This window comes from Legionella lytica, assembly GCF_044626755.1.
Taxonomy (GTDB): domain Bacteria; phylum Pseudomonadota; class Gammaproteobacteria; order Legionellales; family Legionellaceae; genus Legionella; species Legionella lytica_A.
This window is the reverse complement of the sequence record NZ_JBGORX010000001.1, coordinates 1,553,986-1,566,827: the sequence shown is the minus strand read 5'-3', so window position 1 is coordinate 1,566,827 and position 12,842 is coordinate 1,553,986. Positions and strand designations below refer to the sequence as shown.

Here is a 12,842-nt window from a genome sequence, read left to right as displayed (position 1 = left end):
AATGACTGAAGAAGTGCTTTTTACACAGGAAGGTCAGTTAGGGTTCATTACATTAAATCGCCCAGCTGCGTTGAACGCGCTTACCTTAACCATGATTCTTGCCATGCAACGGCAATTAAGTTTATGGAAAGAAGATGACAGTGTTCGTGCGGTGGTAGTTCAAGCAGCCTCTGGAAATGCTTTTTGTGCTGGAGGAGACATCCGTGCGCTTTATTTTTCTGGTCGCTTAAATGATTCAGAGCAAATGCAGTTTTTCTGGCACGAGTATCGTTTAAATCATTTTATTCATCATCTTGGCAAACCCTATATTTCTTTAATTGACGGTATGGTTATGGGAGGTGGGGTCGGTATTTCAATGCATGGGAGTCATCCAGTCGCTTGTGATCGGTTTGTGTTTGCAATGCCAGAAACCAGTATTGGCTTTTTCCCCGATATTGGTGCTAGTTATTTATTAACTCGTTGCCCTGGGCATTTAGGTACTTATTTGGGTTTAACCGGTAATCGGCTTGGTCCTCAGGATGCGTTGAAAGCAGGGTTGGTGAAGAAGGTAATTTCTTCAGAACATATTTCTGCGCTACTTAAGGCATTGCAGCACGCTGATTTATCAGCAGATGCGTCTAAAGCGGTTGACCAATGTTTGCATGAATACGCTGCATCCGCTTCTGATTCTGAGCCTAGCCAAATAAAACCAGCGATTAATGTATGTTTCGCCCATCCCAGTGTGGAAATGATTAAAGCCTCATTACAGGATCAAGAAGGGGTGTGGCCTGTTAGTATCGAGAATGCTTTATCACAAAAATCACCATTAAGCCTTAAGGTTACTTTAGAGCAATTGAACCGCGCTAAGGGCTTAACTCTGGCTGAATGTTTGCAAATGGATTACACCCTGGTGAGCCATTTTATGCACGGTAAGGATTTTTATGAAGGCGTACGTGCTTTATTGATTGATAAAGACAAGAACCCGCATTGGAATCCTGACAGTTTGGATATGGTAAGCGAGACTATGGTGGCAAATTACTTTGAACGCCGTCATACGGGTTTAGAGTGGGTGAGTTAATCTCGTTGTCTTCTGTAGGCTGGGCTGTAAAGCCCAGCATCCAAATCATTTTAACCAGTCACTAAGAATATCAACAATCTTTTGCGCTTGGTCCGCACTAGAAATATTAAACTTAGATTTTTGCCAATACTGATTATTGCGTTTTTGATAACGGCGAATTGAGTATTTCACTGGTCCAAAATCGTTTTTGCCATTATCCCAATCCTGATACTTAAATATAATAGTGGTCCAGGCTCCTTTGCTTAATACCTGTTTATCCAGTTCTTTAGTTACTTCTGTCCCGTTTTCGCTAAAGGCAATGGTAAGATCGTCAACTGTTTCCGTCATTCAAGTGTACCTTATGTTAATTAGTTGATGGATTGTAATTTGCCATTAACAAAAGTCAAGGTTACCGTTGGTTGATATTGGCCGGGTTGATAAATCCATACTTTAGGTTTTTCTGCCGTGGGCACCACTTCATTGATATAAGTATTATTGGTTAGTGAGGGACTTCCACAGGAATAATAAACCTTTTCTACTGGATCACCAATTTGAATGCTATTACCGCCGCATATAGAAATGGAGTTACTGTCTGAACTGTTTAGTTTAATGCTTCGTACTTTTTGATCGGCGATATCCACTTCCAGCTGAGCACCACCATTACCTGTGGGGACGTTCCATACACCATAAAATGCAGTATCAGCACCTTTGTTATTATAAATAAGCTGTTGTACGGGGATTTTTCTTAAAACTGGCTGGTTTGAATCTTGTTGGCTGATGGGTTGCCCACAGGCAGCAATAACCTGGTCTGGAGACATGCCAATATTAATGTAGGCATGATTCTCCGGGCAATAAAATTGGTCATCAGCAAAGAGACTAAAAGGTAAAATAGCTAATGCTAAACCAGTATAACGCGACAATTTCATGATTTCATCCTTGTAGCCCTTGTCTACAAATAAGTATAGTTTGTTTTAGAGTATTCTCCAGGGAAGGTTCGCATTAATGAATAAGGTAATAACTTTCAAAATCATAAGCATAATAAAAGGGGAGAAATCAAAACCCGAAATATCAGGAATAATTTTGCGTCCTAATTTCAGTAAGGGGTCGGTTAATGTACGTAAAAAAGACTCAATCGGGCCATTCCAGGCAGGATTAACAAAGCTCATAATCACGCGAATCAAGATAGCAAAGAAGAGCAGGTCACAGGGCTGAATAATTAAATCAGCAAGAACATAGATGATAAAATAGCCCATAGGCATTAGGGCGTGAAATGCGATCATACTTAGGATAAAAATCTTTAGTATTTCCACCAGCACGAGCACGATGATTGACGCTGTCTCGTATTTTTGTCCAGGCTTGGGAGTTAATTTTAGTAAGCGTTGTATTGGAATTACCAGGGGATCCGTGATGGTATGGACCAATTGGCTTAGTGGGTTAATTGCACTGACCCGGAAGTAGCGAAGCGCCATACGTAACCAAATACTGAAAATAAGTACTGAAAAAGCTAAAGAAACAACAAATAATCCTACAGCGGTTAAACCTGACATATTTACCCCAATCCTATTATTTTTGTTGGTATACACCTGCTAGTATATACCTAAATAGGGAAATGCAAAAACCGTAGCATTTATTAGCCTGGGGTAAGACAGGGCGGAATCTGATTTGTTGCTTAAAACCCCTATTACCCGGTGCTCATAGGGCCTACATTATTGATAAGTATTGGATTTTACTTGGCAAGTTTATTATTTCTTGGCTCGTTCACCAAAAATAGCTCGTCCAATACGAACAATAGTTGCTCCCGCCTTAATTGCCGGCACTAAATCATCACTCATTCCCATCGATAAAGTATCCATGTTTAAGCCCAGTTTCTGGTTTAGGGTTTTTAAGAGTTGGTTCATTTGCATATAAAGTTCATATTGCTTTTGTGGGGCCTGTTCTGGGGGCGGGATAGTCATTAAACCTTTAAGTTTGAGATGAGGTAATTGACTGACTGCCAAAGCCAATTCCGTTACTTCCTCAGGGTTAATACCCGATTTAGTTTCTTCAGGGATTAAGTTAACCTGCAAGCATAGGTTTAAAGGAGGTAAATTTGAGGGACGATTCTCGCTCAGTATTTGAGCTATTTTTAGCCTGTTCACACTATGTACCCAATTAAAAGCACGAGCAATATTTTTCGCTTTATTACTCTGAATTGGACCAATAAAGTGCCAGCATAGGGGTAAATCTTTTAGTGCATTAATTTTTTCTTGCGCTTCTTGAAAATAGTTTTCGCCAAAATCACGTACCCCAAGTTCATACAATTGAGCAATTGATTCCGCACTTTGTTGTTTACTGGCAGCCAGTAATAAGACTTCATGAGCATTACGCCCACTTTCTAATTCTGCCTGCCTGATAAGCTGTTGTATTTGATTTAGATTATGTTGAAGATTCATTTGCGTGTACGGTCTTTAAAATATTAACAATACCAAAAGATAGAGCGTTTGCCGAGTAGATCCTTCTATGGTAACCTGCTGCCCGTACCCAACGCTCGCAGCAATTTGGATGCATTACCCAATGGATATAATCGAATTATTGGCTTCTGCCGTTAACAACCAAGCATCAGATTTACATTTGTCCTCTGGTGTGGAACCTTGGATGCGTGTCGACGGCGAATTACGCAAAATGGACGCAGTGGTTATAGAACATTCCACCGTATCATCGATGATTGATGCACTTCTCAACATACAGCAAAAGGAGGCGCTGGCAACGCATTGGGAGCTCGATTTTGCTTTAGAGATTCGTACACTTGGTCGTTTCCGGGTTAATGTATTTCATCATCTGCGGGGGATTAGTGCGGTCTTTCGGCTTATTTCGGCCACTATTCCCAGTGTTCTGGATTTGCATTTACCTCCTGTTTTTACGGAGGTAACCGATTACCCCAATGGATTAGTATTAGTGACCGGACCCACAGGTTCTGGTAAAAGTACAACTTTAGCGGCGCTGATTGATTGCATTAACGCGTCACGCCATGGGCATATTCTTACTATCGAAGATCCGATTGAGTTTGTGCATTCCAGTAATCAATGTTTAGTGAGCCAACGGGAAGTACATCACAGTACCCATAATTTCCACACTGCACTTCGTTCTGCTTTGCGTGAGGATCCTGATGTCTTGCTGGTGGGCGAGCTACGCGATTTAGAAACAGCTCGCTTGGCTATGAGGGCGGCAGAAACGGGACATTTGGTATTAGCGACCTTACATACAAATTCGGCAGTTCATGCAGTTAATCGTCTTATCGAGCTATTTCCTGCGGAGGAAAAAATAATGGCTCGCTCTATTTTAGCGGAATCATTAAGGGCGGTCATTGCTCAAAGATTGCTAAGACGAAAAGAGGGAAGGGGGCGCATTGCTGCTCTAGAAATTATGATTTGTACTGGTGCGATACGTAATTTAATTCGGGAAGATAAAGTAGCGCAAATGGTTTCTTTCTTGCAAACAGGGAAGGCGGTTGGGATGCAGACTCTAGATCAGCATTTGTTAGAGTTGGTCAGGAGTGACCTTATAGCGAGGGATACAGCTCGTGATATTGCAGTGGATAAAACTCTGTTCGATTAATGAATTTTATTCCCCGAATTACCGCGGCTTGACCGCGGTATCCATATGGGTTCGAGGTGAGCAACAAACTTAGTACCGAGGCCAAGCGCGTTAATTCGAGTCTTTTATTAAATACCCAAATACTGAAAGGCTACTTCATTTAGTTTATCGCTCAATAATCAAGCTTTTTTCTGTAACTCAATCAGCTGAGGAATGCCAATTTCAGCCAAAGCAAGCATGCTGTTTAATTCATCGCGATTGAAGTTTTTATCTTCTGCTGTTCCTTGCACTTCAATAAAATGACCTGCTTCAGTCATGACCACGTTCATATCCGTTTCAGCAAGTACGTCTTCAGCATAATCTAAATCAAGAACTGGCTGGCCCCTGTAGATACCGACGGAAACGGCAGCAATATAATTAAAGGTAGGCATTCTACGGATTTTTTCCCGCTCAACCATCCAAGTAACAGCGTCTCTCATTGCGACACAGGCACCAGTAATAGCCGCAGTACGCGTTCCACCGTCAGCTTGGATCACATCACAATCCAGAGTAATGGTATTTTCACCTAAGAATTTTAAATCCACACAGGCTCTTAGAGAACGACCAATAAGGCGTTGGATTTCCATAGTGCGGCCACCTTGTTTTCCTTTGGCAGCTTCACGCTCTGTACGACTGTGAGTGGCACGAGGAAGCATGCCGTATTCCGCAGTTACCCAACCTTGGTTTTTACCTTTAATAAAACGAGGTACACCATCAATCACTGATGCAGTACAAAGAACCTTAGTTTCTCCAAACTCAACAAGCACTGAACCTTCTGCATGTTTTGTAAAGTTACGAGTTAATTTTATAGGACGAAGTTGATTGGCTTCACGATTACTGGGACGCATGGGGATAATCCTCGCAAAAAGGAATAATTATACTCCTTAACGCGTAGAGTTGCACCCATCATCTACTGATCTAGTTAAATCTACTTTTGGGATCTATAATTTTATCTACCGAAGTTTCTGGATATTTCACCCGTTTTGCCTGTGGAATATCCTGTGAAAATATTGATTTCCTTTTTAAGGGCGAATCATTTGCCGGATGAAGAGCGGTTACTAAATTTTTTAATTGAGTATTGATGCTATTTAAGGCCTCGATATACTGTGGTTCTTGGCGTTGTGCGAGAAGAAATTGCATTCCTTTGGTATAGCGCTTATTCCATTCTTCTAATCCTGAAGCGTGGGGTGCCAAATAAATTGAGCTGATGTATTCATTGGTGAAGTCTACTAAGCCTTGAGCAGCATTAATTAAATTCGGTGCTTGCGTGGATTCACAATTTTTTGCAAAGGTGGTTACTGTTTGATACAGGGAATTAATTCTGTGAGCATGCCTAAATAACATTACCATGTGTTCTTGTCCGTCAATGAAAGCCATTTCTTGAGGAGAGAGCAAAATCTCATCATTCACCTTCAGTTTTTCTTTTACTAAGGTATTAAAACGTGCCTTAGTTAGTGCATCCTGCGATTTAAAATTTTTAAGAGGGTAAGCTAGCGCGATACTGGCATCAGCTCCAAATTTTATTAACTCAGCAACAGCCTCCACATTTCTGTGACTGACAGCAAGTAAGAGCGGGGTATACCCATTATTAGTTCGAACATTAAGATTCGCATGATGTTGGGCAAGGCGAGTAACTACTTTAGTATATTGCTCATCTACCGCATAATGAAGCGGAGTCCAACCATTAAGTTGCTCCCTTACATCTAAACTAGCGTTATGTTTTGCCAGTACATCGACAACCTCATCATAGCCATGCATAGCTGCTGCCATAATGGGAGTAATGCCATCTTTGTCAGTAAATTCTACGTTTGCTCCTTGTTTTACAGTCTCTGCAACAATTTGTGCATCGCCTTGCTCCGAGGCTAGATAGCACAAGTTAATTTGTTCTGTACGTCGAGCGATGTTACGTGTTACTGGATGTTTGGCTCTGAGCTTGCCAAGTTCTTCCGTTAATTGGTTTAGGAACGGATCTTTTTTTACTGTAATCACGCTTGAAGCAAAAGCAATATAAGGGCTCTCATGCTCCTTTAAACTTTCAACAATATGTTTAGCCAATTTTTTTGTGTTTTCTTTGGGGAAGTATTCTGGTGGATATTCATTAATATCCATAAAACGCCATCCTCCTCCTCCCGTGGTGTAGGTTAGGGCAGTGGTGTGTGTAGGGCTGGACAAAAGAATGCCAACCTTTTTCCCCCGGAGTGGACAGTGATTTTCTATGGCCTGTGCTAAATCATTTAAATAGAGTGCAATTTCTTGTTGGTCATAGATTAAAGGCTGAGAGTAAACTTTATTAAGTCCACCTAAATGTTCTATTGCATCAGATGAGCCTAATCTAGAGGCCTCATCCATGTCCTCTTGGAGTACTGGAGTCCTTTTATGAAATAAGCTTTTTTGTTCATAAGGTGCTTGAAAAATATATAAGTGATCCATAAAGGCATGTATTTCAAGCAAATACTTATCTTCTTTAGTTAGCTTTTCCCCGCGTTTTGCTTTGACTTTTTCAATGGCTGGTTTTAAATATTGACCATAGGCTACAATTTTGAGAAGACGTTTATGAAACACAGACTCTTCATCTAAAAAAGAAGCTTCTAACCAGCGCAGAGAAGCCCCATGACAACAGCCCTGATCATCAATGGAGTAACCTAGGGATACGTAAGCGTTAACAAGAGCATCATGTGGATTCATTATTGGTTATTCAATGGGCAGTATGTATTGATAAGTATAGGGTTTGGTCTTGTCTTATTCAATCATCAATAGCACAAATTGATCTATTTTTATCTTAATACGGGCATGTTAGCTCTCTTTATTAGTTTATTCGATAATTAAGTCTGCCAGGAATGCATCAAAGGAATTCCCCATATGAGTAATTTGTTTACTGGTATCATTCCATAAACATACCTTGGCTTGCTCTTGTTCCCATTTTAAAAAATAAATTGAATGAGCGTCATGTTCCGCAAAAGGAAGCGTTTCTGGTCCTAATTGTTCGCCATATTTATTAATGGCGCACCAAATATTCAAGCTATTTTTTTTATCTTTCCCCACAATATAGAAGTGATTCAGCTGATGCGACTTAAGGTTTGCACCATTATAGTTTTTAAAGATTTCTTTTAGATTAAAAGGTAGAGGATGATCAAAATAATTTTCTAATTCAATTATCTGTGCTTTATTTGCGGGTACAGCTATCTGTTCGAGTTTTAATGCATTTAAGTTAAAAGATAATTCATTCATAGCAAGTGTTCTTCAAGTTTATTTGGTCGCTATTGTGCATAAAAATAAAAAACAATCAATTCTGCTGAAGAACAACAGAACTAGGCTGGACTGACACATTACCTCGTTCTTTTACGCTGATTTTGATCTGTTCTGTCCAATTTTCTGAAATTGCGGTATAGTCGCGCGACGTATTTTCAGTGGTATTTTTATGATTCAAAGTATGACTGCCTTTGCTCGGGCACAAAAACAGATGAATGCCGGGAGTCTTTGTTGGGAGATTCGCTCAGTAAACCATCGGTATTTAGATATTTCATTTCGTTTGCCGGAGCCATTTCGTTTTATTGAACCTCATTTACGTAATGCGCTGCGTGATAAAATAAGCCGTGGTAAATTAGAGTGTCAGCTGAAATATCAGGATGTGGGTTCTGAAAGTCAGTCTATGCTTGTAAATACAGCAATGGTGAATACGTTGGTGGATTTAAGCAATCAATTGTCTGCGTCTCATCACTTAGCAAATGATTTTGGGGTAAGCCGTATTCTTGCCTGGCCTGGGGTCGTGCAGGTCAGCGCTCCTGATGTTGAAGAATTAGGTCAGCAAGCAATTTCTTTGTTTGAAGATGCCATCGAACAGCTTAAACAAGTGCGGGCGACAGAAGGAAATGCATTACAGGCTCATGTGCATAGCCGTTTGCAGGAGTTAGGTAAAGAAGTAACGCGCTCACGAGAGTTAGTAGCCAATCAAGCGGAACAAATTAAAGATAAATTGTTTTCTCGTTTGCAGGCTGTACGGATTGAAGTACCGGAAAATCGAGTAGAGCAGGAAATCGCCTTAATTCTTACCCGTTTGGATGTCAGTGAAGAATTAGATCGCCTACAAACTCATATTAATGAAGTGAGTAGAACTATAAATTGCGATAAAATAGCAGGTAGACGCCTTGATTTCTTAATGCAAGAGTTGAATCGAGAGGCGAACACCTTAAGTTCGAAGTCAGACTCTGTGGAATTGACCCAGAGCGCTGTGGAAATGAAAGTACTAATTGAACAAATGCGTGAGCAAATTCAAAATATTGAGTGAGTCATATCGTGGGTAATTATTCAGGTAATTTATTTATTGTTGCCGCACCTTCTGGAGGAGGCAAAACGAGTTTAGTGAGAAATTTAATCGGGACTCTTGAGCACATCGAGGTTTCTATTTCTCATACTACTCGGGTCATGCGGCCAGGAGAGGCTCATGGAGTAGATTATTTTTTTGTGAATGAAGAGCAATTCACGAGCATGGTCCACGAGGGTGCTTTTATTGAGCATGCGCAAGTTTTTAGTCATTTATATGGCACTTCCAAGGCACAAATTCGTGAACGTTTGGAATGTGGCATTGATGTGGTTTTAGATATTGACTGGCAAGGCGCTGCGCAAATTAAGAAAGATTTCCCGGAGGCGGTAAGTATTTTTATTATTCCTCCATCAATCGAAGCCTTGAAGGAACGTTTAACTAGTCGAGGTCAAGATAATGACGAAATAATTCGCGACCGCATGAAAAAAGCCCAAGATGAACTCAGGCATTATGCAGAGTTTGATTATCTTATTGTTAATGATACTTTTGAACATGCAGCAGCTGATTTATGCACTATTGTGCTGGCTAATCGCCTGCGAATTGAGCGGCAGGTAAATAAACAAGCAAAATTACTTTCATTCCTGATGTCATCGCAGTAAAATAAGAAGTTTTGGTTACCGGAGAATGCAATTATGGCACGAGTTACAGTTGAAGATTGTTTAGAGCATGTAGCAAACCGTTTTGAATTAGTTATGGTGGCTACAAAACGTGCACGACAAATTGCCGTGCGCGGTGATCAACCCATGGTTGAGTGGGAAAATGATAAGCCAACAGTTGTTGCACTACGTGAAATTGCTGAGGGTTTAGTTACAGCAGCTATTCTGGACAAAGAATAGAATTTACTTACATGCTTACTATCTTGGCCAAAATGGTTTGATTTTCTGTGTTCCGAGGCCTATGTACAGTGATGTATGTTGGCGCTTCGGTACCCCTCAATCAAGTCATTTGACTTAAGCTAGCGAAATGTAAACAACCCGCAGAATCTTGTAGCTGTATTCGCACAGCAAAATGAGGGGCATTGTGCACCGGGTTGTGTTTTGAACAAAATAAAACCCTCCGTCATGGCGAGCACAGCAATAACTTCCAGTTGTTCGAAGCACTGAACCTTGGGTGTTTCGCTGTGCCTACAATGACGAAATAATTTACCTGACGTGAACGTTTACACTACGAGTTACTTGTTTTTAAGCAATTTAAATGGTCTATTGTGCAGGTGCACCATTTTTTATGGTTTGGGCTATTATTTTAGTATAGGGTTCAATTTTTTGCTTGGATGTGAGGGGCTGTTTCCGTTATCTTAGCCAAAATGAGGTATGACCATGTTGGATATCAGGGAGTGCTGCGTGAGCTATTTTAAAGAGCTTGATGAAGAGCTGAAATGCTATCTCGAGCAAGCTCAAATAGAAAAATGTTACCAAGCTTATTTGGTTGCTGAAAAGGCACACCATGGTCAAATGCGTCGTTCAGGGGAGCCTTATATTACTCATCCTGTTGCCGCTGCCTTGATTCTGGCCCGAATGCGGCTCGATTATCAAACCATTATGGCGACACTACTTCATGATGTCGTGGAAGATACCACGGTAAGCAAAGAAGATTTAACCCGCCAATTTGGTGAAGACATCACCGCCCTAGTCGATGGGGTAACCAAACTTACCAAAATCAAATTTGAATCCAAAGCCGAAGCCCAAGCGGAAAACTTCCGTAAAATGGTTTTGGCTATGGTCAAAGACATCCGTGTAATTATCGTAAAATTAGCGGATCGACTGCATAATATGCGTACCTTAGGTTCTATGCCTGCTGCAAAACGACGCCGTATTGCGATTGAAACCTTAGAAATTTATGCCCCCATTGCTAACCGCCTGGGTATGCACTCTATCTATGTTGGCCTAGAGGACCTGGGATTTCAAGCCCTGTATCCTATGCGTTATCGCGCCATTAAATCTGCCGTGGAAAAATCACGCGGTAATCGACGCGAATTAACTCAAACCATCGAACGTGATTTGCAGCAGGCTCTTGCGCAATTAAATATTCCTTACGAGCAGGTATTTGGCAGACAGAAGCACTTATACAGTATTTATCGTAAAATGCGGCAAAAAAAGGCCTCATTTACCGAAATTACTGATGTATTTGCATTCCGAGTTATTACCGAAGATATTGATTCCTGTTATCGTATTTTAGGTGCCTTGCATTGTACCTATAAACCAGTGCCACAGCGCTTTAAAGATTATATTGGCATTCCTAAGGCGAACGGTTATCAATCCTTACATACTACTTTATTTGGTCCCTTTGGGGTTCCACTTGAGGTACAAATTCGTACACGGGATATGGATAAAGTTGCCGATAATGGGGTTGCCGCGCATTGGATCTATAAATCCTCAGGATTGGAAGTAAATGAAGCGCAATTACGTGCCCGTGAATGGGTACAAAGTTTATTAGAAATGCAACGTAGTACCGGAAACTCCCTGGAATTCATTGAAAACGTTAAAATTGATTTATTCCCCGATGAGGTTTATGTATTTACTCCCAAAGGTCATATTATGGAGTTGCCCAAAGGAGCTACACCCGTTGATTTCGCGTATGCAGTACATTCGGGAGTGGGAAACAGTTGTGTGGCTGCCAAGGTAAATCGACGTTTAGTGCCTCTGAGTATCCCTTTATCGAACGGACAAACTGTAGAAATTGTTACTTCTTCCAGCGCTCAACCGAATCCGACATGGTTAAATTTTGTGGTTACTGGTAAGGCGCGTTCGAATATACGTCACTTCTTGAAAAGTCAGCAAAATGAGGAATCCATTGTTTTAGGAAAACGATTATTGGAACAATCATTAGCTGAGTTATCGAGCGATTATGCCAAAGTACCCCCAGAAACATTGCAAGCCCTATTAAGTGATTTACATTATAAAGCGATAGATGATTTGCTCTATGCCATTGGTATTGGTAACCAAATGGCTATGGTGATTGCAAAACGCTTAGTGGTCAGTCAAGACTTCCTTGAATTGGACAAAGCAAGCAAAGTGCGCCCCTTTGCCATTAAAGGCACCGAAGGAATGGTGGTCCATTTCGGTGAATGTTGCCAACCCATTCCTGGTGATAGCATCATAGGAGTCTTCCAGCAGGGAAGAGGAATCATTGTCCATAATAGCGATTGTGCTACCTTAAAAACATCACGCATGAACCCGGAGCAATTTGTTCCCTTACGTTGGGACGAACAAGTTGAAGGAGAATACTGGGTTGATATAACGGTTGATGTAGCCAATGAGCGTGGGGTTTTGGCTGCTTTAGCAACTGCTATTTCTGAAGCGGGCTCCAATATCGGTAATATTAACGTGGACCCTCGCGATGGACGCCATAATGCAGTAACCTTTTCAATCAGTGTCATTGACCGGACCCATCTGGCGCGAGTAATGCGTCGATTACGCGCTAATAAAGTGGTAATGCGACTGTACCGAAAAAAACAAGGGGATAATTAATGCAACCTGTACATACCCAATCAGCTCCGGAAGCTATTGGAACCTATTCACAAGCAATTCAATGCGGTAACACGGTATACCTCTCAGGACAAATACCACTAGACCCTAAAACCATGCAAATCTGTAGTGAAGACATTAGTGAACAAATCACCCAAGTTTTAGAAAATTTATCTGCAGTGTGTGACGCTGCGGGTGGTAGTTTGGCAAATATAGCCAAGCTCAATGTGTATTTAACTGATTTAAGTCATTTTCCCTTGATTAATGAAGCCATGGGGCGTTATTTTGTAGAGCCTTATCCTGCTCGAGCAGCAATTGGTGTTGCTGCGTTGCCGCGTGGGGCGCAGGTCGAGATGGATGGGGTTTTGGTATTACCTGCGTAGGCTGGGTTTAGTTAAATCTCCCACTA

Annotated in this window: 14 protein-coding genes; 7 read left to right on the top strand and 7 right to left on the bottom strand. The window is 41.2% G+C overall.

Annotated elements, in window-relative coordinates:
• Position 1: 1 nt before the first annotated feature.
• Positions 2–1,057, top strand: coding sequence for an enoyl-CoA hydratase/isomerase family protein (locus tag ACD661_RS06600; protein ID WP_400187035.1), 1,056 nt, complete (start codon positions 2–4; stop codon positions 1,055–1,057).
• A gap of 45 nt (positions 1,058–1,102) precedes the next feature.
• On the opposite strand, the gene ACD661_RS06595 is transcribed toward ACD661_RS06600, so the two are convergent.
• The 4 genes from ACD661_RS06595 to ACD661_RS06580 form a co-directional block, all read right to left on the bottom strand.
• Positions 1,103–1,384: a hypothetical protein gene (locus ACD661_RS06595; protein WP_400187034.1), complete on the bottom strand. Its 282-nt coding sequence runs from the start codon at positions 1,382–1,384 to the stop codon at positions 1,103–1,105.
• A 20-nt stretch (positions 1,385–1,404) separates the two neighbouring features.
• Positions 1,405–1,962: a DUF2845 domain-containing protein gene (locus tag ACD661_RS06590; protein WP_400187033.1), complete on the bottom strand. Its 558-nt coding sequence runs from the start codon at positions 1,960–1,962 to the stop codon at positions 1,405–1,407.
• Positions 1,963–2,007: 45 nt separating this feature from the next.
• Entirely contained in the window at positions 2,008–2,583 is a 576-nt protein-coding gene (locus tag ACD661_RS06585) for a YggT family protein (protein ID WP_400187032.1), read from the bottom strand.
• Positions 2,584–2,778: 195 nt separating this feature from the next.
• The gene (locus tag ACD661_RS06580; RefSeq protein WP_400187031.1) at positions 2,779–3,468 is read right to left on the bottom strand and encodes a YggS family pyridoxal phosphate-dependent enzyme; all 690 of its coding nucleotides are present in this window, start codon (positions 3,466–3,468) and stop codon (positions 2,779–2,781) included.
• Positions 3,469–3,589: 121 nt separating this feature from the next.
• Here ACD661_RS06580 and ACD661_RS06575 point away from each other — a divergent pair, with 121 nt between their 5' ends.
• Positions 3,590–4,630: a type IV pilus twitching motility protein PilT gene (locus tag ACD661_RS06575; protein WP_400187030.1), complete on the top strand. Its 1,041-nt coding sequence runs from the start codon at positions 3,590–3,592 to the stop codon at positions 4,628–4,630.
• A 158-nt stretch (positions 4,631–4,788) separates the two neighbouring features.
• On the opposite strand, the gene rph is transcribed toward ACD661_RS06575, so the two are convergent.
• From rph to ACD661_RS06560, 3 genes are all read right to left on the bottom strand, one after another.
• Positions 4,789–5,496, bottom strand: a complete 708-nt coding sequence (gene rph, locus ACD661_RS06570) for a ribonuclease PH (protein WP_400187029.1) — start codon at positions 5,494–5,496, stop codon at positions 4,789–4,791.
• A gap of 70 nt (positions 5,497–5,566) precedes the next feature.
• Positions 5,567–7,333 (bottom strand): ankyrin repeat domain-containing protein, encoded by a 1,767-nt coding sequence (locus tag ACD661_RS06565; RefSeq protein WP_400187028.1) that lies wholly within the window; start codon positions 7,331–7,333, stop codon positions 5,567–5,569.
• A 126-nt stretch (positions 7,334–7,459) separates the two neighbouring features.
• Complete coding sequence (locus ACD661_RS06560; protein WP_400187027.1) at positions 7,460–7,876, bottom strand: SMI1/KNR4 family protein; 417 nt, start codon at positions 7,874–7,876, stop codon at positions 7,460–7,462.
• A gap of 190 nt (positions 7,877–8,066) precedes the next feature.
• Between ACD661_RS06560 and ACD661_RS06555 the strand changes: the two genes are divergently transcribed.
• From ACD661_RS06555 to ACD661_RS06535, 5 genes are all read left to right on the top strand, one after another.
• Positions 8,067–8,933, top strand: coding sequence for a YicC/YloC family endoribonuclease (locus tag ACD661_RS06555; protein ID WP_400187026.1), 867 nt, complete (start codon positions 8,067–8,069; stop codon positions 8,931–8,933).
• Between the two features lie 5 nt (positions 8,934–8,938).
• Positions 8,939–9,568, top strand: coding sequence for a guanylate kinase (gmk, locus tag ACD661_RS06550; RefSeq protein WP_400187237.1), 630 nt, complete (start codon positions 8,939–8,941; stop codon positions 9,566–9,568).
• 33 nt (positions 9,569–9,601) lie between these two features.
• Positions 9,602–9,805 carry a DNA-directed RNA polymerase subunit omega gene (gene rpoZ / locus ACD661_RS06545; RefSeq protein ID WP_400187025.1) on the top strand — a complete coding sequence of 68 codons (204 nt, stop codon included), beginning with the start codon at positions 9,602–9,604 and terminating at the stop codon, positions 9,803–9,805.
• 504 nt (positions 9,806–10,309) lie between these two features.
• Positions 10,310–12,436, top strand: a complete 2,127-nt coding sequence (spoT, locus tag ACD661_RS06540) for a bifunctional GTP diphosphokinase/guanosine-3',5'-bis pyrophosphate 3'-pyrophosphohydrolase (RefSeq protein WP_472975191.1) — start codon at positions 10,310–10,312, stop codon at positions 12,434–12,436.
• A complete protein-coding gene (locus ACD661_RS06535) occupies positions 12,436–12,816 on the top strand; it encodes a RidA family protein (RefSeq protein WP_400187023.1) in 381 nt (126 codons plus the stop codon). The genes spoT and ACD661_RS06535 overlap by 1 nt, the downstream gene beginning before the upstream one ends.
• The last annotated feature ends 26 nt before the right edge of the window (positions 12,817–12,842 follow it).

Excerpts from the sequence above, each read along its gene's own strand:
- ACD661_RS06600 (WP_400187035.1), top strand. The coding sequence starts at position 2 with ATGACTGAAGAAGTGCTTTTTACACAGGAAGGTCAGTTAGGGTTCATT.
- ACD661_RS06595 (WP_400187034.1), bottom strand. The coding sequence starts at position 1,384 with ATGACGGAAACAGTTGACGATCTTACCATTGCCTTTAGCGAAAACGGG.
- ACD661_RS06590 (WP_400187033.1), bottom strand. The coding sequence starts at position 1,962 with ATGAAATTGTCGCGTTATACTGGTTTAGCATTAGCTATTTTACCTTTT.
- ACD661_RS06585 (WP_400187032.1), bottom strand. The coding sequence starts at position 2,583 with ATGTCAGGTTTAACCGCTGTAGGATTATTTGTTGTTTCTTTAGCTTTT.
- ACD661_RS06580 (WP_400187031.1), bottom strand. The coding sequence starts at position 3,468 with ATGAATCTTCAACATAATCTAAATCAAATACAACAGCTTATCAGGCAG.
- ACD661_RS06575 (WP_400187030.1), top strand. The coding sequence starts at position 3,590 with ATGGATATAATCGAATTATTGGCTTCTGCCGTTAACAACCAAGCATCA.
- rph (WP_400187029.1), bottom strand. The coding sequence starts at position 5,496 with ATGCGTCCCAGTAATCGTGAAGCCAATCAACTTCGTCCTATAAAATTA.
- ACD661_RS06565 (WP_400187028.1), bottom strand. The coding sequence starts at position 7,333 with ATGAATCCACATGATGCTCTTGTTAACGCTTACGTATCCCTAGGTTAC.
- ACD661_RS06560 (WP_400187027.1), bottom strand. The coding sequence starts at position 7,876 with ATGAATGAATTATCTTTTAACTTAAATGCATTAAAACTCGAACAGATA.
- ACD661_RS06555 (WP_400187026.1), top strand. The coding sequence starts at position 8,067 with ATGATTCAAAGTATGACTGCCTTTGCTCGGGCACAAAAACAGATGAAT.
- rpoZ (WP_400187025.1), top strand. The coding sequence starts at position 9,602 with ATGGCACGAGTTACAGTTGAAGATTGTTTAGAGCATGTAGCAAACCGT.
- ACD661_RS06535 (WP_400187023.1), top strand. The coding sequence starts at position 12,436 with ATGCAACCTGTACATACCCAATCAGCTCCGGAAGCTATTGGAACCTAT.